Source organism: Pantoea sp. 1B4 (assembly GCF_016925765.1).
Lineage (GTDB): Bacteria > Pseudomonadota > Gammaproteobacteria > Enterobacterales > Enterobacteriaceae > Pantoea > Pantoea agglomerans.
The window spans coordinates 21,292-42,382 of record NZ_JAEUWZ010000005.1; the positions used below are offsets into that span (position 1 = coordinate 21,292).

18 protein-coding genes and 4 pseudogenes are annotated in these 21,091 nt (G+C 48.4%); 13 read left to right on the top strand and 9 right to left on the bottom strand.

The genetic code is table 11. From position 1 onward, the window contains the following. Window positions 1-55 precede the first annotated feature (55 nt). The 5 genes from JNO11_RS21500 (at window position 56) to JNO11_RS21520 (ending at window position 4,401) form a co-directional block, all read left to right on the top strand. Window positions 56-1,057 carry a zinc-binding alcohol dehydrogenase family protein gene (locus JNO11_RS21500; RefSeq protein ID WP_325177881.1) on the top strand — a complete coding sequence of 334 codons (1,002 nt, stop codon included), beginning with the start codon at window positions 56-58 and terminating at the stop codon, window positions 1,055-1,057. Between the two features lie 124 nt (window positions 1,058-1,181). Then, a complete protein-coding gene (locus JNO11_RS21505; RefSeq protein WP_061703181.1) occupies window positions 1,182-1,493 on the top strand; it encodes an antibiotic biosynthesis monooxygenase in 312 nt (103 codons plus the stop codon). Between the two features lie 75 nt (window positions 1,494-1,568). Further along, window positions 1,569-2,756 carry a major royal jelly family protein gene (locus tag JNO11_RS21510; RefSeq protein WP_238697640.1) on the top strand — a complete coding sequence of 396 codons (1,188 nt, stop codon included), beginning with the start codon at window positions 1,569-1,571 and terminating at the stop codon, window positions 2,754-2,756. A 101-nt stretch (window positions 2,757-2,857) separates the two neighbouring features. Then, entirely contained in the window at window positions 2,858-3,241 is a 384-nt protein-coding gene (locus JNO11_RS21515) for a lysozyme inhibitor LprI family protein (protein ID WP_325177882.1), read from the top strand. A gap of 395 nt (window positions 3,242-3,636) precedes the next feature. Beyond that, on the top strand, window positions 3,637-4,401 hold the full coding sequence (locus JNO11_RS21520; protein WP_325177883.1) for a serine hydrolase: 765 nt from the start codon (window positions 3,637-3,639) through the stop codon (window positions 4,399-4,401). A gap of 352 nt (window positions 4,402-4,753) precedes the next feature. On the opposite strand, the gene JNO11_RS21525 is transcribed toward JNO11_RS21520, so the two are convergent. Next, the gene (locus JNO11_RS21525) at window positions 4,754-5,134 is read right to left on the bottom strand and encodes an MBL fold metallo-hydrolase (RefSeq protein WP_325177884.1); all 381 of its coding nucleotides are present in this window, start codon (window positions 5,132-5,134) and stop codon (window positions 4,754-4,756) included. A 512-nt stretch (window positions 5,135-5,646) separates the two neighbouring features. Between JNO11_RS21525 and JNO11_RS21530 the strand changes: the two genes are divergently transcribed. Then, window positions 5,647-6,258 carry a TetR/AcrR family transcriptional regulator C-terminal ligand-binding domain-containing protein gene (locus JNO11_RS21530; protein ID WP_325177885.1) on the top strand — a complete coding sequence of 204 codons (612 nt, stop codon included), beginning with the start codon at window positions 5,647-5,649 and terminating at the stop codon, window positions 6,256-6,258. 194 nt (window positions 6,259-6,452) lie between these two features. Here the strand turns inward: JNO11_RS21530 and JNO11_RS21535 are convergent, their stop codons facing one another. Beyond that, a complete protein-coding gene (locus JNO11_RS21535; RefSeq protein WP_325177886.1) occupies window positions 6,453-6,686 on the bottom strand; it encodes a hypothetical protein in 234 nt (77 codons plus the stop codon). A 79-nt stretch (window positions 6,687-6,765) separates the two neighbouring features. Further along, on the bottom strand, window positions 6,766-7,722 hold the full coding sequence (locus JNO11_RS21540; RefSeq protein ID WP_325177887.1) for a DMT family transporter: 957 nt from the start codon (window positions 7,720-7,722) through the stop codon (window positions 6,766-6,768). Window positions 7,723-8,129: 407 nt separating this feature from the next. Between JNO11_RS21540 and JNO11_RS21545 the strand changes: the two genes are divergently transcribed. Further along, window positions 8,130-8,627 carry a helix-turn-helix domain-containing protein gene (locus tag JNO11_RS21545; protein WP_325177888.1) on the top strand — a complete coding sequence of 166 codons (498 nt, stop codon included), beginning with the start codon at window positions 8,130-8,132 and terminating at the stop codon, window positions 8,625-8,627. 179 nt (window positions 8,628-8,806) lie between these two features. On the opposite strand, the gene JNO11_RS21550 is transcribed toward JNO11_RS21545, so the two are convergent. Continuing rightward, complete coding sequence (locus tag JNO11_RS21550) at window positions 8,807-9,670, bottom strand: LysR family transcriptional regulator (RefSeq protein WP_325177889.1); 864 nt, start codon at window positions 9,668-9,670, stop codon at window positions 8,807-8,809. Window positions 9,671-9,771: 101 nt separating this feature from the next. On the opposite strand from JNO11_RS21550, the pseudogene JNO11_RS21555 reads away from it, so the two are divergent. Together JNO11_RS21555 and JNO11_RS21560 are read left to right on the top strand one after the other, a co-directional pair. Then, window positions 9,772-10,592, top strand: a pseudogene (locus JNO11_RS21555) (alpha/beta hydrolase). A gap of 36 nt (window positions 10,593-10,628) precedes the next feature. After that, window positions 10,629-11,231 (top strand): glutathione S-transferase, encoded by a 603-nt coding sequence (locus JNO11_RS21560; RefSeq protein ID WP_325177890.1) that lies wholly within the window; start codon window positions 10,629-10,631, stop codon window positions 11,229-11,231. A gap of 288 nt (window positions 11,232-11,519) precedes the next feature. On the opposite strand, the pseudogene JNO11_RS21565 reads toward JNO11_RS21560, so the two are convergent. Continuing rightward, window positions 11,520-11,708: pseudogene (locus tag JNO11_RS21565) on the bottom strand (LysR family transcriptional regulator); the annotation flags it as partial. Between the two features lie 441 nt (window positions 11,709-12,149). Between JNO11_RS21565 and JNO11_RS21570 the strand changes: the two are divergent. Beyond that, entirely contained in the window at window positions 12,150-12,497 is a 348-nt protein-coding gene (locus JNO11_RS21570; protein WP_010247026.1) for a hypothetical protein, read from the top strand. A 313-nt stretch (window positions 12,498-12,810) separates the two neighbouring features. Here the strand turns inward: JNO11_RS21570 and JNO11_RS21575 are convergent, their stop codons facing one another. Further along, window positions 12,811-14,076 carry an MFS transporter gene (locus JNO11_RS21575; protein WP_325177891.1) on the bottom strand — a complete coding sequence of 422 codons (1,266 nt, stop codon included), beginning with the start codon at window positions 14,074-14,076 and terminating at the stop codon, window positions 12,811-12,813. Window positions 14,077-14,487: 411 nt separating this feature from the next. Beyond that, window positions 14,488-15,652, bottom strand: a pseudogene (locus JNO11_RS21580) (mandelate racemase/muconate lactonizing enzyme family protein). Between the two features lie 192 nt (window positions 15,653-15,844). On the opposite strand from JNO11_RS21580, the gene JNO11_RS21585 reads away from it, so the two are divergent. Next, the gene (locus JNO11_RS21585) at window positions 15,845-16,771 is read left to right on the top strand and encodes a LysR family transcriptional regulator (protein WP_325178058.1); all 927 of its coding nucleotides are present in this window, start codon (window positions 15,845-15,847) and stop codon (window positions 16,769-16,771) included. Window positions 16,772-17,197: 426 nt separating this feature from the next. On the opposite strand, the pseudogene JNO11_RS21590 reads toward JNO11_RS21585, so the two are convergent. Then, window positions 17,198-18,154: pseudogene (locus tag JNO11_RS21590) on the bottom strand (MBL fold metallo-hydrolase). An 81-nt stretch (window positions 18,155-18,235) separates the two neighbouring features. Between JNO11_RS21590 and JNO11_RS21595 the strand changes: the two are divergent. Then, window positions 18,236-19,162, top strand: coding sequence for a LysR family transcriptional regulator (locus JNO11_RS21595; protein ID WP_325177892.1), 927 nt, complete (start codon window positions 18,236-18,238; stop codon window positions 19,160-19,162). 5 nt (window positions 19,163-19,167) lie between these two features. Here the strand turns inward: JNO11_RS21595 and JNO11_RS21600 are convergent, their stop codons facing one another. Further along, window positions 19,168-20,037, bottom strand: a complete 870-nt coding sequence (locus JNO11_RS21600) for a LysR substrate-binding domain-containing protein (RefSeq protein ID WP_325177893.1) — start codon at window positions 20,035-20,037, stop codon at window positions 19,168-19,170. A gap of 189 nt (window positions 20,038-20,226) precedes the next feature. Here JNO11_RS21600 and bla point away from each other — a divergent pair, with 189 nt between their 5' ends. After that, on the top strand, window positions 20,227-21,075 hold the full coding sequence (gene bla / locus JNO11_RS21605; protein ID WP_223564484.1) for a class A beta-lactamase: 849 nt from the start codon (window positions 20,227-20,229) through the stop codon (window positions 21,073-21,075). Window positions 21,076-21,091 lie beyond the last annotated feature (16 nt).

Below are 21,091 nucleotides of genomic sequence, written 5' to 3' on the forward strand. Positions count from 1 at the left end.
TAAGATTTGCCTGTCAGATAAGCAATCAATACAACTAAATACCCGGAAAGGCGATATGAAAGCAATTGTATATAAAGATAATCAATTACCTATCAGTAACACTGACTCACTTTACGAAACCATTCTTCCAAAACCCGAGCCGGGCAGGTCTGATCTTCTTGTCAGAATTCAGGCAATCGCTGTAAACCCTGTAGATACGAAAGTTCGCCGTAACGTCTCCGTGACAGAACCGCGGATCCTTGGCTGGGATGCTGCTGGTATCGTGGAGGCTGTTGGTGAAGATGTGACCATGTTCAAACCGGGTGACGAAGTTTACTATGCGGGTTCCATCCTGCGAGCCGGATCATATGCTGAGTATGGGCTGGTTGATGAAAAGATTGCTGGCCCTAAAGCTGCCTCTCTTTCAATGGCCGCTGCGGCAGCGTTACCCCTGACCTCACTCACAGCCTGGGAATTGCTGTTTGATCGCCTTGAAGTAAAAACAGGCATAAACGACGTATTGCTTATTATCGGAGCCGGGGGCGGCGTCGGCTCAATCCTTACTCAGCTTGCCACTAGTCTGACCCAGCTTACGGTAGTAGGCACCAGCTCTCGCAGCGAAACAGCTGAATGGATTAAGTCACTTGGCGCCCATCATATTATCGACCATACCAAACCGTTTGGTCCGCAGCTGAAAGCTTTGGGTATTTTGGACGTGCGTTATGTAGCCAGCCTGACGCACACCGATACGCATTATGAACAGATAATCGACGTAATGGCTCCTCAGGGCAGACTCGCTGTCATTGATGATCCTGATATGCTTGATGCCATGCCACTTAAAAACAAATCAATCTCCCTCCACTGGGAGCTGATGTTTACCCGCTCCATGTTCAATACAGCCGATATGCAGCGTCAGAATGAAATATTGTCGGATGTAAGTAATCTTCTGGATAAAGGCATTATCAGCTCAACGCTGGGCGAAAATTATGGAACTATCAACGCTGAAAATTTACGCAGGGCTCATGCAGTTATTGAGGCTGGAACAGCAAAAGGGAAAATTGTTCTGGAAGGATTCTAACTGAATTAAAGATTAAAAAAAAGAATTTAACCTTAACTATTTAAGGTTAAAAAAACTGACTGAGATTTTCTGCCGGGCAGAAAAATTTAGTTAACCGTACCATGCAAACCATAAAGGTAAAAAAATGTTATATCTGGTCTTTAGTGGAAAAATTAAAGAGAATAAAGTTACTGAGTTTTATGAAAAAGTAGCGAAAGTCAGCCAGGATGCGACGCTTCAGCAGGATAAACCCGTTGTCTATCAGTGGCATAAGAACGTTCACGACCCCAGATTGTTCTTCCTGAACGAACAGTGGAAAAGCGTGGAAGACTTACATGCTCACTTCGAAACTCTGTACAAGATTTTTGGAGCAGCTAAGCCAACTGAACGACTGCCTGCTGCAATTCTGGAGTATCTTGATGAAGCAAGTGTAGCCTATTACGATCCTGTTTCTTGATCAAAAAAGCCCCTCTATGAGGGGCATTCAATCCATTATTTAAATCTACAGAATATATGTTACGGGAGTTATGGTTTGCTACTGAATAAAAAAATAGTACTCACTAGCGTTATTTTACTCAGCTGCTTCTGCGCGGCCACTTCGGCCGGACAGTCGGATCTGGCAAAAAAAAACATTCAGCTTACGAGAGATAAATCTACAGGCAAAGCAGAAGTAGTCGCAACGTTTTGGCATGCTATGCCTACAGGCGTGACGGTGACCGAAACCGGCCGTATTTTTGTAAGTTTTCCGCGATGGGGAGATGATGTCCCTTTTACTGTCGCAGAGATTAACAGAGGGGCCGTTGTTCCTTATCCGAATTCGGTTATCAATATCGCGGATATAAATAACCCTGGTAAAAGCTTTCTGAGCGTTCAAAGCGTTGTTGCTGATGGCAGAGGAAAACTCTGGGTGTTAGACACAGCATCGCCAGGGTTCTCAAAACCTATTGCTGGCGGAGCTAAACTTGTTGCAATTGACCTGAACACAAACAAAGTCGTTAAAACCATCGTTTTATCTGAAAACGTTGTGTTACCAGCAACCTATGTTAACGACGTTCGCATTGATTATCGCGCTGGTAAATCCGGTATAGCCTACATCACCGACTCATCGCTTTCCGGAACGGGTGGCATCATAGTAGTTGATCTTTACTCAGGAAGCGCGGTACGTCGTCTGACCGGCGATCTAACCACTTCTCCTGAGAAAGGTTTTGTGCCTGTTGTTGAAGGTGAAACCCTTTTACAACGTCATGCGGACGGTTCAACCACTCCTTTTAGCGTTGCATCTGACGGTATTGCATTGTCTTCAGACGGTAAAACACTTTATTACAGCCCTCTGTCAGGGCGTCACCTGTATTCGGTGGACACAGCGAAACTTAGAGATCCGGATATCAGTGAGAAGGAGCTGTCTGCTTCTGTCAGGGATTTGGGCGAAAAAGGTGCCTCCGATGGTCTTGAATCCGATGCCGCAGGAAATATCTACGCTGGTGATTATGAGCGAAACTCAGTCAGGAAAATGGATAAAAATGGAGTATGGTCAACTATTGTTCATGGGCCTGATATTTTATGGCCGGACACACTTTCTGTCGGCCATGATGGCTATCTGTACTTTATTGTAAATCAGCTGCATCGCCAGCCGGTGTTTCATATGAATAAAGATATGCGCCAGAAACCCTATGCACTTATGCGTGTAAAAATAGATGAAAAGCCGATCATTACCAGATAAAATCGAAATAAAATATCCAGAAAACCAGCAACCTCCATTGCCATTAACCTGTATCTGGTGTGTCAAATTAAACGTTAATTAATCATATTAATGGAATATTTATGAAAAAACTGATTCTTGCTTCACTGCTCCTCTGGCCAGTATCTCAGGTCTGGGCAGCAGACTGTAACAATGCAGATACCCAGCTTGAAATGAACCAGTGCGCAAGTGCAGATTACAAGAAAGCTGATAAGGAATTGAATTCAACCTACCAGCAGGTACTGAAATCCACCGCTGGAGAACAGACAGCACTTTTTCGGAAAGCCCAGAGAAAATGGATTGAATATCGTGATGCTGATTGTCAGTCTCAGACTTTTGCATCGCGTGACGGTTCCATTAGTTCAATGAATTTCGGGCTATGCCTCAAGGCAAAAACCGAACAACGTACCAAAGAACTGAAAGACATGCTTAACTGTCCTGAAGGTGATGTGAGCTGTCCGTTATGAAAAAATTCGCACTGTTCATTGAGTGATATTCGAATTCGACCCGGACAGAGTTAGTGCAATTATGAGTTCCTGTCTTGAAAGTTATGTCCGCCTTTCGCTCTGGCGGACATATTAAACCTTTAGCGTGTCTGCTTCGTCCCAGATGCAAAAATCAGAACATTGCATAACCAGAAAACCGCGCGCGAGCCTCAGAAGTTTGCGGTTCTGGAGCTATAAAAGCTTTACACTTAATGGTCTTTAAGGCGATTATTAATTCTCTATTAACCACACTTGTATGACAAGCGCGACTCAGGAAGACTACAAGGAAGGAGTAATTATTTCTTTGAAAAAATCGCATTGACTATTCTTGCGCACCTATTAATAATTAATAAAATTAACAGATTTGATGGATTATCATGACTAACTCATCTTTTAACAGGCCCGGTGCTATTGCACTTATGCAATTTGATGATGGCAGAACTATCGAGTTCATAATGGGTGTTGAAGATATACTGACGGGTGTGGCTATCAATAAAAATAGCATATTCGATCTTGCTTCAGTATCAAAGCAGTTTACAGCATTCAGCATTCTTCTCCTGGAGAAATACGGATTACTGCATTTAAATGACTATCTCCTCGATTTCATTCCAGAAGTTAAACTCTCCCAAAAAAATATAACACTTGAGAACTTAATTTATCACACCTCTGGACTTCCTTGTCTTTTTGATATTGCTGAAGATAATGGCATTGATTATTATTCAACATTTAAAAATGAGGATATAATTAAAGGAATTAGCAAAAGGAAAAATTTAAATTTCTATCCCGGAACCAGGCACGAGTATAGTAACACTGGATATATTTTACTTGCCCAAATAGTTGAAAAGGCCTCAGGATTAAGCTATCCGGATTTTGTTAAAAGGGAAATATTTTTACCCCTGGATATGCATGATTCCTTTGTTTCTGATGGAGTCTCTATGGAGAAGGAATCTGTAAGCGGATATCAAGAAAAAGATAACAATATATTTTTTCCTGTTCGCAGCCCATGGGGCGTTACCGGAGCAGGCCTTGTGCACTCATCCGCTAATGATTTAATGAAATGGGGCCTGAACTTTTCTTCGGGCCTGGTCGGAGGAAAGGAGTTGATAAGAAAAATGCTTACCCCACTCCCCCCTGATTACTGACACCAACATTATGATTGAAGATCATATTTCATACTGCTTTGGCATTGAACTGGACGAGGATAAATCAGGACAATTTTATTGTCATCAGGGTTCTACATTTGGAAGAGAAACATATTTTGTGCGCTCACAGGAAGCAGCCTATACTCTGGCAGTATTATCAAACATAGAAGGTTATGATGTCTGTTCAATGGCCGTAAGATTGTTTAATGGCATGACTTCAATAACCACATAAAAAATTCTTTCCTTATTTGGCACAATGATAAGGGCATAAGCAGGATGTCCGCTTTTCGCTCATAGCGGACGTGCTCATATAACATTTGCATTTTTGATACTAAGCCACATGAGACATCTACTATTCGCTGACAAGAGTGAATATTTTCTCTTCCAGGCGTTTTGCACTGTCAAAATCGTGGGCGAACTGGGTAATTGTTGGTTTACGTTTACATAATTCGCGCATTCTGCGCGTTGAGTCATGATGTAACGTTGCATCAACTGCAACACCATCAATGCGGCCTTCCAGCATATAGCTTTCCCGGTATGAAGCATCCCCGGCAATCATTATATAGTGAGAGCCAGCATCGACCACTACGGACTGGTGCCCAAGAGTATGTCCCGGGGTTGGAACGATTCTCACCGCGCCGTCTTTCGTTACCGCCATGCTTCTGTCAAAGCTTTCAAACGGACCGTCATCATGGGTAGTGATGGTCGGTTTAAGCCATTTGGGGTAATGCATGTTAAGGAAACCCTGCACTGGCCCATTCCATGCAAGGGCGTCATGCGCCTCTTTTTTTGCTCAGGATTATCTCGCTACCAGGAAAATGCCCGATCCCTCCAGCATGATCGCCGTGCATATGCGTCATTATTACCCATCTCACATCCCGGGGATTAAATCCCAGGGACTGAATTCTCGCGTTAACTTCTTCTTCAGGTTTGACCCACCTTCTCTCACATCTCTGCATAAATGGGTGCCACCAGGGTTGATAGCCAGGATCATTCGCATGTGAGCTTTCACCAGTATCCACTAAGATAAGCCCTTCCGGGTGTTCAATAAGCCAGCATCCAATCGGGAGACGAGGACTCCACTCTTTGTCTATCAGAATATCTACAACCCGGGCAGGACGAGCCTCGTAACGTGCGAGTTGATGACGGTATTTAATCTGAACATCTCCGGTTTGCAGGCAGTGTATTTTCATGTCATCCTATTAAAGCAACAGGTGTTGCGTTAAATCTTAGGCTTTGATCGCGATGAGAGCAACAACTAAAGAAAATGAATCACTCGACGCAGTAACAGAGAGAACAGGTGGGCGTAGTGCAAAAGTCAGAGAGGCAGTGCTGCAGGCTGCCAGACAAGTACTGCTGGAAGAAGGAGCAAATGCCTTAACGCACCGCAACGTGGCGCAAATTGCCGGGGTAAATGCTTCGACGGTCTATCGCCGGTGGCCTGACAGAGCAAGACTAATTGCCGAGGTATTCAGAACTACCGCTGAAAGCATGGTTACAATTCCAGATAGTGGCAGCCTGCATTCTGATTTGTACGAATTTTTAAAGATGATAACCAGTATGCTTTCTTCATCAGAGGGAAGGAAATTGATACAAGCCGCGATCAGCGCCAGCTCGTCAGGTGACGACATGGTTGATACTGCGATTCGGGATGTCTGGGAGCAAAGGTTTCAGCAGGCCGAGGTGATGTTTGAACAGGCAGTCCTTCGTGGCGAAGCTGGCTATAAGGGACAACGCAGAATCATACTTGAGACGCTGATTGCACCTGTCTGGTTCAGAATTTTGATTACTCAGCAGCCTGTGGATGAGAAATATCTGGCTGCCAACATCAACCGAATTTTAAAGCAGATGTCATGAAACCGAGTTCTATTAAGGCTCAATCCCCTGGGGGTCTTAATTGTCTTTTTTCAAAGACACACTTTCTGAGATCTGAGAGCGGATGGAAGTCCGCTCCTCACTCATAGCGGAAAGTCCCTCAGTGGCTGGCGGTCAGGTGCCAGAATTGCCCGAAGCTGTTCAATTCTTTCCAGCGGCTAACGACCACTATTGCCTTATTTTTTCAGGTTATTCGTGTACGCAGCGTCATGTGTCTGGCCTGCCGGGGGATTCCACTGAAAACCTGTCTTTGCCTCGATACCCGGGCGTAGCCGTTGCTCGTCGCTGTAATCTTCCCGCGGATGAAAGAACAATGACGCTTTCTGCTCAATGTGCCGCAACCGGGTAGCCCACTGCTCCAGACAGGCCTCTCTGTTTTCCTGCGACGTATTATCTGCCATCCACGCCATAAAATTGTCTTTACAGCGGTATTTTTAAGTACGCCGTAAAACGACTGCGATTCCGGGTGGGCAAAAACGATTAGAACTTTCAAGGATTTCTCTTCTTTGACCGACGACGACGCGCAGCAGACCGGTCCATCTTAGTGATTAACCACGGCCAACCGCTGACAATAACGATTCCACTCAGGATAAGCAGCGTGCCCCAGATGAAGCCAGGCTGAGGCTGCTCGTCGAGAAACAGCATTCCCGCAAGGACACCGAAAATCGGCGTCATAAACGACAATACGCCGAGCTGTGAGGCCAGATAGGTTTTCATCAGGCTGAACCAGGTCAGGTAGCTGGCAAACCCGACAATAAAAATCTGGAAAAGCAGGCTCAGGCTTCCGGTGACTCCAGGCCTGAAATGAAGCTGTCCGCTGAACAATGCGTATAGAAAGAGTAAAACGCAGGCACCTGCGAGCTGATAAAACAGCGTATGTGTTGCCGGTGCCTGGCTCAGCGCAGTACAGCGCACCACGACAGTGGTGGCTCCCCATGCCAGTCCAGCCAGCAGGCCCATCACATCTCCGGTCAGCATTCTCACTGTGTCGTTGGTGCTGCTGCTCCCGGACAGAAACGCCACCGCAATGCCGAGGAACGCAACAACGATGCCTCCCCATTGTGCAGGCATGAGCCGCTCATCAGGATGAAAAAGCTGCAGACCGACAGCGGCAAAGGCAGGCGCAGTATAGAGAAAAACCGCCATATGGGAGGCAGAGGTATAGCGGAGCCCCTCAGCAACAAACAGGAACTCCAGTGCAAACAGCTGCCCGACCACACATCCAGCCATCAGATAAGGGCGGGACTGACGCAGCGACTCTTTTTTGCAGGTCATTACGAACAGCACAAGCAGAGCGGCAATGCCGGAGCGGAGAGCTACCTGTAACACGGGCGAAATTTCTTCTGCCACGCCTTTGATAGCGACCTGCTGTACTCCCCATATGATGCAGAGCACCGTCATTATTGCGCTTGCGCGCAGATCCGCATTTTTTCGCCTGAACGTCATCTCTGCCTCCTGAAAAAATTCAGTATGGCAGTGACGCGGATAGAGCATATAGTGTGAAAAGGACATCCTGTAGTGTAAAACAGCAGGAAAATACAGGAATCAATCGGGTTCAGTCATGCTAAACAAAAAAGCTTATTTCTCCCCCCTTCACACGTGAACTACCCGGCCCGGCATGGTTCAGGGTAGCTGACATGCCCGCCGGGGCTACCTATCCCGTGCACTCGCACCCCTGGGGTGAGTTTGTCTTTTCCTTCAGCGGAGTTATGGAAGTCAGGCTGGAAGGCGATCACCTCACTGCCCCGGCTAACTATGGTATCTGGCTGCCGCCGGGCGTCGTACATGAAGGGCTGAACCGCTACTCTGCTACCCACTGTTCACTTTACCTGATGCCTGAACTCTGCCTGGGCATGCCTGAAGTGCCCTGCACACTGCAGGTAAATCCTCTTACGATTGCCCTGCTTGAACATCTCCGGCTGCATCCTCTTCTGTCGCCGCTTTCTGAGGAAAACCATCGGCTCCTCGACGTGCTCCGTGACCAGTTGAAAAGCGCACAGCGCTATAAAAATTTTCTGCCCTACACTGATGATCCACTGCTCAAGGGGATTCTGGAAAAACTCGAAAAAACTCTGGCGGATGATACTCCGCTGGCAGAACTGGCTTCTTCATCAGGGACGACAATAAGAACGCTTAACCGGAAATGTCAGGAGGCACTGGGTATGCCGCTGAACGAGTGGCGTCAGCGGATGCGCGTGGTAAAAGCCATGCACCTGCTGGAAAAAGGTGGAAAAGTGGAAAGTGTAGCCTTCGAAGTTGGCTATAACAGCGCGTCGTCGTTTATTGCCATGTTTCAAAGGCAGACGGGGATCACACCCGGGCAGGCGATATGTTCACGATCTTCATTTTGAATGCAGCGTTGTTGCCTGTGAGAAAATAACGGATCCTGATTCGGGTGATGTAATCATATGGGGGCTTCTATTTGCGCTCACAACAGATGCAACAGCCTTGTTGTTTGTCGGCTTTGTGCCAGACGCAGATATTTATTACAACGCGGTGTATTCATCGATTAATTGCAGCCACTTCACTTTCAATCTTTATGCATCAGCCTGATCAGCATCTCGCAGAAGGCTTCGCTTGCTGGATTAACGCGGTGTTTATTCAGGCGTAGCAGGCAATCAACCGACGGCAGAGGCATCAATTTCTCAAGTTCAGGCATGCTAAAAATCGCTTTATCAACGCTGTATTGATTGAGTATTCCCACACCCAGCCCGGTGGTTATCGCCGCAAGCATACCTGTTACTGAAGGACACTCCAGCATCACAGCAAATGGAATGTTTGCCTGGCGAAGTTTCTCCTCAGCCAGGTTACGGTAATAGCAATCCGGTCCCCAGGTAATAAGCTTCAGGCTCTTATCCGAGTCATGTCGCCAGGCAGGCGTTGCATACCAGTATAATTTTTCACTCCACAATACCTTATCTTCCGTCGATGCCGTGCCCGTGAAATCCTGATGTAAAATGATCTCCAGACTTCCTTCAGAAAAATGCTGACGCAGGAGATGACTTTGCTCCACCACCAGTTGTATATCCACCTCTGGATGGTGGTGAGTGAAGGTTGAAATCACCCCGCATATTTCAGTCATTGAGATGTGTTCAGTGACCCCGATTCGCAGCTTGCCACGCAGCGCCGAAGGTGAAAAATAGGCCACGGCATGATCGTGTTCAGTAAGTATTTTTTCCGCATGTTGCAGCAGAACGCTGCCCTTTTCTGTCGGAACAGCTTTTCCGGCGATACGCGTTAGTAGCTGGCATTGAAGTTGATCCTCAAGCCGTCTGAGCTTCCAGCTTACAGCGGACTGGCTCAGGTTGAGGAATAATGCGGCCTTACTCATATTGCCCGTTTGCAGCACGGTCCGGAACACTCTGAGTGAGTCAACGGAGAGTCGTTTATTCATTTTTGTATGACAAAAGTAGGATTGCAGCGGGAAATAATGTCACTGGTGTCATATTCAGTCAACGGATAGCCTGACTGAAACAAACACAACGGAGAAAGCCGATGCCCGCTAATAACCCATTACTGAATGACGACGTTCTGATAAATGGTTGTCGCATTGCGACCGGAGTCCATGGTTCAGGAACACCTCTGGTGCTGGTTCATGGCACGCCCGCACACTCCATAATCTGGCAGTCACTGGTGCCGGTATTTGTCGATGCGGGTTTTCACGTTCATCTGTATGACCTGGCTGGGTTTGGCGCGTCAGAGCGCCCTTTGACGGCTGATACCTCGGTTGCTGGACAAGTGGGTTATCTGATAAAGCTGCTTGAACACTGGCAGCTCGAAAAACAGATCTTTTTGGTCACGATATCGGCGGGGCCATTTCACTCAGACTGGCGTTCGACAACCCATCCCTTCTGAAGACGCTTACGATTGCCGATATTCCCAGCTACGATTCCTGGCCTTCGCCCACATGGAGAGATATGCGGGATAACTATGCGGATTATGCGCTGATTCCCGCCACTGAGCATTACCGCGCGATGAGTCGCCAGTTAAAGATGGCTGTTTTTAATAAGCATCTTATGACAGAGCAGCGGCTGGAAAATTATCTTGCACCGCTTTGTGGTGTGGTAGGGCAGCCTTCATTTTATCAGCATCAGGTTGCGCACTATAATGAATGTTACACCAGTGACTTTGCAGAAAAATTGCCGCAACTCCGGCTGCCAGTACAGATTTTATGGGGCGCCGAAGATGAATGGCAACCCGTTGAGTATGCAAGGCGTTTGCAGCGCGACATCGTCTCTTCCACGCTGCATATCTTTGAACAGGCCGGACACTTTTTTAATGGAAGATGCCCCCCTTGCCAGTCGCCGCACAGGTAATTGATTTTGTTAATCAACATAATATGAGGTAGAGCCATGATCCTGATCGGAATGCTGGATTCACCCTATGTCAGACGGGTTGCTATTTACATGAAAGTATTGGGTATTCAATTCGAGCATCGCCCGCTTTCGGTATTCGGCGATTTTGATGCCTTAACGAAAATTAACCCGGCCGTTAAAGTTCCAACGCTTATCACAGATGATAATCAGGTGCTGATCGATTCCACACTAATTATTCATTACCTTGAGAAATATTGCGGTCATTCGCCTGCACCTACATCAGCGTCCGGAGCGGAAGAACGCCGGGATCTGCATCTTACCGGCTTCGCCCTGGCAGCCTGCGAAAAAGCGGTGCAGATTGTGTACGAACAGCGTCTCAGGCCGGAAGAAAAACAGCATCAGCCCTGGGTGGATCGCGTAACTCAACAACTGCATGGTGCCTGGCAGACGCTGGAGAACGGGCTGCGGGAAAGTCATCCTGACATGCTGTCCGTGGCCGGTATCAGCATCGCAGCGGCCTGGAGTTTTACAGAATTGATGCTGCCGGATACCGTCAGCCGTGAGCGATATCCGGAATTGGCCGGGTTTACATTGCTGGCCGAACAGCGACCGGAATTTCTGGCAACGCCTTTGATTTAATGAGGATGGGTTTTGTATATAAGAGCCCAATGATGCCTTACCTAATGTATAAAGAACTTATAGCTTTAGAATTAGTCGATAGCAAAAGGTTACTCAATGAGCACCAATTGAATATCTTCATATAATATAAATAACTCTTAATAATCTAACAAAGGCAAATAAACGTAACATCCGCTTTTTGCATATAACGGGCAATGCTCTGCTCTATGCCAGAAACGGACGTTTATGATTTTGAATTAAGCATAAAAGTGCATACGATTTCAGAAAGCATTAACTTCCCGATACGGATTACAGAGACAGGCCTGACTCAGCAATAAAAACGATAAAGCAGTGTATTCTCGATGAGAGATAGCGGCTTGCCGGCCAGAGTGCCGAGAAATACCCCTGCCTGGTACAGTAACCGGGCAATACCTCTTTCCGTTGCCCCGAATCCAAAGATTCACGTACGACAAAACCGGGCACATAGCTGATACCCATACTGACTGGTCTGCTACACGGATAACAACAGTATATGAGTCAGCACCTGATGTCATACTGATGGCCTCCGGTTAGACGTGACGGCAGGATTGAGAGATGAGCGATTGAAGAGCGCGAAAAATCTTAAACTTAATCTGATGTTCATCCTGTTAAGTGGCTGAAACACACAGCTAACGCGTCGCGCGTACAGATAAATACATTCCCCACTGGAACGATTAAACTGCCACCTGCGGGCCTTTCCTTAAGTCAAATCCGCACCCCACCGCCATGATCGGGTTACACGTCAGTTATTGATAGTACCAGCGAAAACTGGAGTGAAAATAACGCGCGTTATCGTAACCTTAGAACTCTACATTTTTCATTCAAAAACAGTAACTTCTCCTCTGATTACAGTTCGCCTATGCTGGCTGCTCATTAAATTTCACTTCAGAAGGATCTGTTATGTTTGTTGTGCCCGCATCCTACAGTGCAGAGGCTGTTCAGTGCCTGTATGAAGTTATCGGCATACTCAACCTGAACGGCGTACGCTGCCACGTTATCTTTGACAGTCAGGCATCCCGCGCCGCAGTGATCCAGGCGGACGCAACAGAGGAACATGGCGAAATGCGCCATCCTGTGCTGGCCGTACTGGAAATGGAACGCGTAACGAGTATCAACACCATACTGCGCATCAAATCGTTCTGGACCGATTCCGAGGGCGCTCAATCAGGTGTGGAACCAGGCACGCTGGCAAAAGCGTTGTATAAAGCGCTGACAATAAAGAAACATATCACGCTGGTGGGATTGTAGGCATTCTGAAGCCCGTGAAGTACGGGCTGTTACAGTCAGGTATTGAGAGAGATACACGCCGGGGATGAGCATGATAATTCCACAGGTGCACAAGAGTACTTAATGGTGCTCCGCGCATCCTGCCCGATCGGGCGACCGATGCCCGTGTGAAGATTCGCTTTATTATTGACGTGTTGATACTGCTCTGTGTGAAGACACAGAGAATGCCTTGCTGAAGTCCCGGATGCGTTCCTCACGTCCCACGGCAAGGGCAAACAGCACGCCGCCCACAATAGAGAACAGCCCCAGAACACCCCATGCCAGCGTCATATCACTACCGCCACCCAGATGCTTGAGGTATCCGGCAACAAGGGGGGCCGCCAAACTGTCCAATGAAGTTGCTGCATGCGCCGACAAAAGCCACCGCAGGGACTGCTTTCTTTGTCGGGAGAATTTCAGTCAGCCTGACGTAAACCAGTGGCACCAGCATCTTCATTGTCAGGCCGACAAACATGAACAATCCTATCTGAGCCCAGTAATATTCCAGCGGCACAAAAGCGGCAGCCAGTAATGCCACACCACAGAGGACGGTAGGAATAGCTGCATGCAGTCGTCGCTCCTGGTTGTACTTATCTGAACGCCGGGTGATATACCAGATGCCCAGCATCGTCATCAGGAATGGCATCCCGCTGATAAGACCGACCATAAATTCACTGATCGTGCCATATCCTTTGAGAGCTGTCGGCAGCCAGAGCGTAAAACCGTAAGCGAGCATGCTATGCAGGGAGTAGCCGATCAGCATCAGCCAGAGGGCCGGTATTTTGAGAATGGTCCACCAGGGATCGGATTTCTCATTCCTGTAGTTTGACTGCTCAGCGGCCAGGTCTTTCTGGATATAATCCCGATCTTCGGCACTCAGCCAGCTAGCAGCCTGAATACTTTTAGGAACCAGATAAAACCAGATGATGCAGAACAGCCAGGCCGGAGCACCTTCAATCACCATCATCATGCGCCAGTTATGATGTGCAAGGATCCAGCCAGATATCGGACCGGCCAGAAACGCGCCCGCACCCAGGCTAAGATTCCAGATTCCGAATGCACGCCCCCGCTCAGGCTTCATAAACCACTGGGCCAGGAACATGGCCGTAGCGGCCTGAATTGGACCTTCAGCGATGCCCAGTAAGAAACGGATCGCTACCAGTTCACCGAAGTTACGCGTCAGGCCGGTAAGCATTGCGCAGGCCCCAAACAGAAACAGGCTGATGCCGATTATTTTCCGTGATCCAAAACGGAGAGCCAGCCATCCTGCGGTAAATTGCGTGGCGACGTAACCCCAGGCAAAGGCACCGCCAAGCCAGCCGGCTTTAACAGGACTCAGGCCCATTTCAGCTGTTATATGGGGCAGCGCCATGCCTATATTCACCCGATCAAAAAATGAAATGGTATACATGATGAATACGGCAGGTAATATGATTGTCCAGCGTTTATTTCCGATAAGCACATTACCCTTGAGAGTTTTCTCACTCATGATAACTTCCTCATTTAACACTGTGGCAGGGGGAAGAAATGCTGATTTCAAATCCATCTGAATATCAGTCAAAATGTTTTATTCATTACCCGTAGGATGTAACGGAGAAATGAGCAGTCTGAAAGCTAAAGGCGCGGATAAACAGGCAAGGCGCCAGGACTCATGAGTGGTTCGAAACGATTGATATTTATAATAATTTCCAGTTTATATTTAATCCGTAAAGAATATCTGAATGTCGATAATTCAACGGTTAGCTGATATACCCACAAGAAGATGTTGTGCCTGAATCAAAGTCAGCCCTTCATCCAGAAATCATTAATAATGCTACCGTTAGCCAGTTAAATAACGCCCTCTCCTCTCAGATTCAGATAAATTTATTCTTCCTGAGGCGTCAGGTTAATTAAGAGATTGATATTTTTCCGCAACCCCTCGGCTTAACGAGGGGCGCAGTGACATTAAACATACCGTAATGTAAGCGAAAACTTATTCAGCCAGCGCCCGCATCTCTTTAATAAGGTCTGATTTGCCTTCGAATCCGATACCCGGCAGTTCCGGCATAATAATATGGCCATCTTCAACTTTCACCGAGTCAGGGAAACCGCCGTAAGGCTGGAACAGATCGGGATAGCTTTCGTTACCACCCAGACCGAGGCCGGCGGCGATATTCAGGGACATCTGATGGCCGCCATGAGGTATGCAGCGTGACGGTGACCAGCCAAACTGCTCCAGCACATCCAGTGTGCGTAGATACTCAACCAGCCCATAGGAGAGCGCGCAGTCAAATTGCAGATAGTCGCGATCCGGACGCATACCGCCATAACGCAGCAGGTTTCGCGCGTCCTGATGTGAAAAGAGGTTTTCGCCCGTTGCCATTGCGCCTGGATAGAACTCCGACAGGGCTGCCTGCAGAGAATAATCGAGCGGATCGCCAACCTCTTCGTACCAAAAGAGCGGATATTCACGCAGCATTTTTGCGTAGGCAATACCGGTTTCCAGATCAAAGCGACCATTAGCATCAACGGCGAGGCGCGCTTCGCTGCCGATTTCTTCGAGTACGGCCTCAATACGGCGGCGGTCTTCGTCCAGAGAGGCACCACCGATTTTCATTTTCACAACGTTATAGCCGCGGTTCAGGTAGCCGCGCATTTCCTGTCGCAGTGCGCCAAGGTCTTTACCCGGATAGTAGTAACCCCCCAGCCGCATAGACGAAGACGCGCGGATTAGCCTCAACGCCCTTCATTTCGGCCAGCAGGCGGAACAGCGGCTTGTTTGCAATTTTTGCCGTTGCATCCCAGATGGCCATGTCCAGGGTTCCCACTGCAACTGAACGCTCGCCATGACCGCCAGGTTTTTCGTTGCTCATCATCACGGCCCAGACTTTGTGCGGATCCAGATTGTTACCTTTGGCATTCAGCAGGCTTTCGGGATCGGCTTCAAGAATGCGATCGCGGAAGCGTTCCCGGATCAGGCCACCCTGGCCATAACGGCCGTTAGAGTTAAAGCCGTATCCCACTACACGGCGCCCGTCGACTTCAACATCTGTCACAACGGCGACCAGGCTTGTCGTCATCTTGCTGAAATCGATGTACGCGTTACGAATAGGGGAAGCAATGGGTTTGGTAATTTCTACAACATCAAGGATGCGCATGATCTCTCCGGTAGTTCTCAGTCAAAGACTGTTTTACTAAAATACCTACGTAATCAGTTATGTCATGCCATCTGTTTATCGGCATTCATCGGCACAATGAAGTAGCGTAGTGTTAAGGGACCTGATTGTTCTGTCTGCTATTATCCTAAGCAGTACATGGGTTCCGTTCTAATGCCAAAGAGGCAGCCTGTAATGCAAAATCGGCATCACCTGGAGTTAACCTGGCTTGAAGACTGTATTGCGCTGGCGCAATCACTCAATTTTTCCCGTGCGGCAGCTTCACGATATGTGACACAGCCTGCATTCAGCCGCAGAATCGTCTCGCTAGAAGAGTGGCTTGGCACGCCAATTTTTGAAAGAAATCGTCGGGGCGTCAGCCTGACCCGGGCCGGAGAGGTTTTCGTCAGGCAGGTGCCGGAACTTATTCGTGCGCTTTATACCCTGAGAAGTGAATCTATCGAGGCCGCAGGAGAAGCCCGACCGGATGTTATTTTTTCCGCCACGCACGCGCTGTCATTTTCTTTTTTTCCGGCACTGATGCGTAACAACGAAAAAATTGCCCGCTTCGGATCTTTTCGACTGTTATCAGACTCATTAAGTGCCTGCGAACGCATGATTGAGAAAGGTGACGCGCAATTTCTGCTTTCTTATTACCATCCTCATATGCACATCCATCTCGATCAGTCGAAATATCTCAGCGTCCGGCTTGGACGGGAAGTTTTACAGCCGTATTCACGATGCGATCCGACAACGCGTGAGCCTATATTCCATGCGTCAGGCGGTAAAAAGTTTCCTTTCCTCTCCTATTCTGCTGAATCCGGCCTGGGCCGCATCCTGTCTAATACCTCACAGGTTAACCGGGCCAGACGCGGAATGGATATTGCTTTCACGGCCGATCTTGCTGCCACCTTACTCGCCATGGTCAAAGCCGGAGACGGCATCGCATGGCTGCCGGAAACACTGGCAGCGCCGGATGTTGATGCTGGATCGATTGCCGTAGCATCTAATAAGGAGAGCGCACTCTGGATACCCATAGAGATCCGGCTGTTCAGACCCGCAGCGAGGATGTCCCGGGCGGTAGAAGCGTTGTGGGAAATTTTCTTAGATGGCCAAATCTGAGCGGAAAACCATTTTGAGCTAATCGCGATGTCAGCTGAAAGGAATAAAGAGAGAACACATCAGAACCGCAAACTGACAATATATGCACGCCAGCTTTCCGTTTTTAATTAAAGCGGTCCTGAACTCGCGCGCATGTCCGTTTTTGTCAGATGCGGTCATTTATTTCATGTGAACAACAGGAGAGGTAAACGTTATTTCTGAATCAGAAATTATCCTGCATTCTCAGCAGAGAAGTTTTGGCAATCTTCAGGCGTAATCAGCTTATAAGGCACCCAGTTAAGCGTCTCAACTTTCTTCTTATACAGCAGCGCTTTGGTCACCCGGACCGTACATCTGGCCTCTGGCATCCTCAAAATTAATCAGCGTCGCCTGTTAACTCACAGCAAAATATTTCTCCCTGCTATTATTACATTTTTTAGTTAAAACCTACTGTCGGAGCTGCGTGGTGTAATTAGCGGGCACCCAGCGATAAGCGTTACCTTCATGCTGAACATGGCCCAGGCCAGGGAAGGCGATATGCGCCGCAGCCACCCAGTAGCCCTGATCTGCAGCCTGTTTCAGTACCCTTTCACGTGTAGTGATAGCCTGCTTCTGATTGACATCAAAATGGATGGCCACTTCAGGATCGGGCATTTGCACCGCTTTGGCATGGATAATATCTCCCCACAACACCAGGGTCTGGCCTTCACTCTCTACGCGATAAAGTACGCTACCCGGCGTGTGGCCGGCTGTCGACTCTGCACGGATTCCCCCCCGGTAATGTGGCTGGTGCCATAAAAGTTTTAAGCAGGCCAGCATTGATGACCGGGCGAAGAGTCCGTTCAGATTCTGCAAAGGTATGGGCCTGACTGGTCTCTACCCTGCTGACGTTAGCCGGATTAAGCCAGAAATCGACATCCCGTTTATCCACGAACACTTCGGCCTTTGGAAAAGCAGGCTTGCCCGCGCGTGATACACCGCCTGAATGATCGGCATGAATATGGGTTAAGAGTACGGCATCGATCGACTCTGCCGGATAGCCAGCGGCGGCCAGATTAGTCAGCAGATGTCCGCCATTGTGTCCAAAAAAGCTCACCGGCCCCGGTGTCGATTAAAATTCGCTTTTTTACCATCATCGATAACGAAGGCATTGATTGATGTTTCGGCCTGCGGCGTCATCGAATCTCTGGCCATTGCATGGTTTAGTTTTTCAGGCGAAATGTTAGTCAGTAATTTATTCAGGGGAACGGTTACCGTGCCGTCGGAAACCGCGGTAATGCGTAATTTCCCCAATGTCATCCGGTAATAACCCGGAGCTTGCTGATCCCCCGCAGAGGTCTGTTCGGCAGCATAGACCGGACTGAACGCGATAAGAGAAGCCACCAGCATCAGTAAAATTTTCATAAATATCTCTCCAGAAAGTTTCATCACAACGTGGTGGGCAGTATCCTTACTCAACCTGTATCACTCAAATTGATTAAACTGATGCTCACTATCAGAGAAAATGATTTTCATCGAATCGACCTGAATTTACTGACGGTGCTGTTGGTTCTGAAGCGGGAAGGCAGCGTGTCGCGTGCGGCAGAAAAGCTGCATCTGGGTCAGCCAGCAGTCAGTAATGCACTGGCGCGGTTGCGGGTCATGTTCAGCGATCCACTGTTTGTGCGCACGGCGAAAGGCATGGAGCCTACCCCGCGTGCTGAAGCGCTGATCGCTGAGCTGGGCCCGTTAATGGCACAGATGCAGAACGTATTGTTTCAGCCAGCATCCTTCACGCCTTCTGAGGCGACACATGTTTTTCGGCTTGGGATGAGCGACTGGGTTGAACGCTGGCTGATGCCGGGACTGTATGCGCGCATCACGCGCACCGCTCCCGGCGTGACGCTTCAGGTCACGGCCAGCGATCCCTTCCGGGATGCAGAACTGGTCGCGCGTGGCGAGATCGATCTTGCCATTTCGGTTGGCGAGAGCACACCCGCCACGCTCCAGCGCGAGAAGATTGTGTCACACAACTTTTGTACGTTGTGGCACCCGGAACAGCTTTCGTTGCATGCACCGCTGACGCTGGAGGATTATGTGGCGCATGATCATCTGCTGGTTTCCTATCGAGGGGCGAACTGGAGCGCCATCGATGACCAGCTTGCGGCATCAGGAAAGGCACGTTCGATTCGCTACGTGACGCCGCATTTTTCTTCCCTGCCTCCGCTGCTGGCGTGCGCACCCGCGTTAGCCACCGTTCCCGCCGGGCTGTCGGTTGAGTGGGTGACGCATTACGGCTTATGCTGTAGCCCGGTACCCATTGAAACACCGGAAATAGCCCTGTCACTGCTCTGGCATAAACGGCTTGATAACGATTTGTCACTGCGCTGGCTCAGGGAAGAACTGCGTAGCGTGATGACAGAACGAACCTGAATAAATTACGGCCTAATTATTTGCTCAATAATCCATTCGCGAAATATTTCCATCGACTGGGTCATCTTTCTGGCTCTCTGCCAAGTTAACCAGTACCCATCATGACCAGAATAAATATTAAATGGTCTGGCGAGCAAACCTTGCTTTATTTCCGTTTGAAACATGATATCAGGTGCCAGTGCCAGGCCGCCAGTGATCATCACAGCATCAATAATAAGGCGTGAAGAATCGAATACAGGTCCATTAATTCTGAATGGGGAAATACCCGCCGCAGCAAACCAGTTATCCCACTCTTCAAGACGGTAAGAACGTAATAACGTCTCGCCGGATATATCGCCAGGTTTTGTCAGTCTCTTCGCCGTTTCAGGCCGGCATAACAGGGTCAGCGGCGCATCCAGCAATAGCTGGTTATGCGATGACGCCCATTTACCCGAACCATATCTTATAGCAAAATCCACTCCCTCTCCGGCAATGCTTACGACATTGTTGTTCGTCTGAATACTCAGTTCGATAGCGGGATGTCTCTGCTGAAAATCTTCAATTTTTGGTAAAAGCCAGCCCAGCGCAAAGGTGCCCACACAGGATATCGTCAGTGCCTCCCTGACTTTACCTCCTTCAAACTGACGATAAGCCTTCTCAATACGATGAAATTCTTCTGAAATTTTTGAGAATAGCAACCGCGCCTCATCGGTTAACTCCAGGCCCCGGGAAAGCCTTTTGAACAAAATCACCCCTAATTTCTCTTCCAGCAGCCTGACCTGCTGACTGACCGCAGCCTGAGAGACAAAGAGTTCCATGCCTGCCCTGGTAAAGTTGAGGTGGCGGGCAGATGCTTCAAATGCACGCAGCGCATTGAGTGGGATATCACTTTTCAAATCAGCCCCCAGAAAAACTTATGACTGGCATCAATTTATACCGTTTTTTCTTACAAGGAAATTGATTTATTTTGGGGCAAATAATTTAAGGGATGCATTTTTTCTGCGTGACTTAAAAGATCCCATGATTTTACTAATGCCAGAATAAGGTAATGCAAGATGATAAACTTTAAAGGAAGCCTGACCGGCATGTTACTGATGGCCGCAACAGGTTGTTCAGTGTCAGCCCATGCTGCTTTTGACCAGCTAACGCTAAAGAGCCAGTTTGAGACACTGGAAAATAAATCTGGTGGCAGACTCGGCGTTACGGTCGTTGACACATCCGATGGTTCTGAATATTCATGGCGGGGCAATGAAAGATTCCCGCTGTGCAGCACAAGTAAAGTAATGGCAGTAGCAGCGATATTAAAGAAAAATGAAAGTGACCATAGTTTGCTTGATAAGAAAATTCATATAAATAAAAGCGACATGGTTAATTATAATCCCATCACCCAGAAACATATCGGCTCATCAATGACTGTTGCTGAACTGAGTGCTGCGGCGTTGCAATACAGCGATAATGCCGCGATGAATAAATTACTTGCGTATCTGGGTGGCCCGCAACAGGCTACGCATTTTGCCCGAACAATCGGCGATAAGGCTTTTCGCCTGGACAGAAAGGAACCAGAACTCAATACAGCAATCCCGGATGATGTGCGTGACACTACGACTCCTTCAGCGATGGCTGACACGCTTAATAAGCTTGTTCTCGGCACCGCCCTCAAAGGAGAGCAGCGAGCCAAACTGTCAGAATGGATGAAGGGCAATACAACAGGTGCAAACAGTATTAAAGCAGGCCTGCCGGCTGACTGGATAGTGGCTGATAAAACCGGCAGTGGTGACTATGGCACAACTAATGATATTGCCGTCATCTGGCCGAAGGATCAGGCACCCATCATCCTGACGACCTACTTCACCCAGAAGGACAAAGACGCGGTCGCGCGCAAAGACGTACTGGCCAGTGCGGCAAAACTAGTTGTGGACGCAATCAGTAAATAATTAGCTTCAGCTTCAG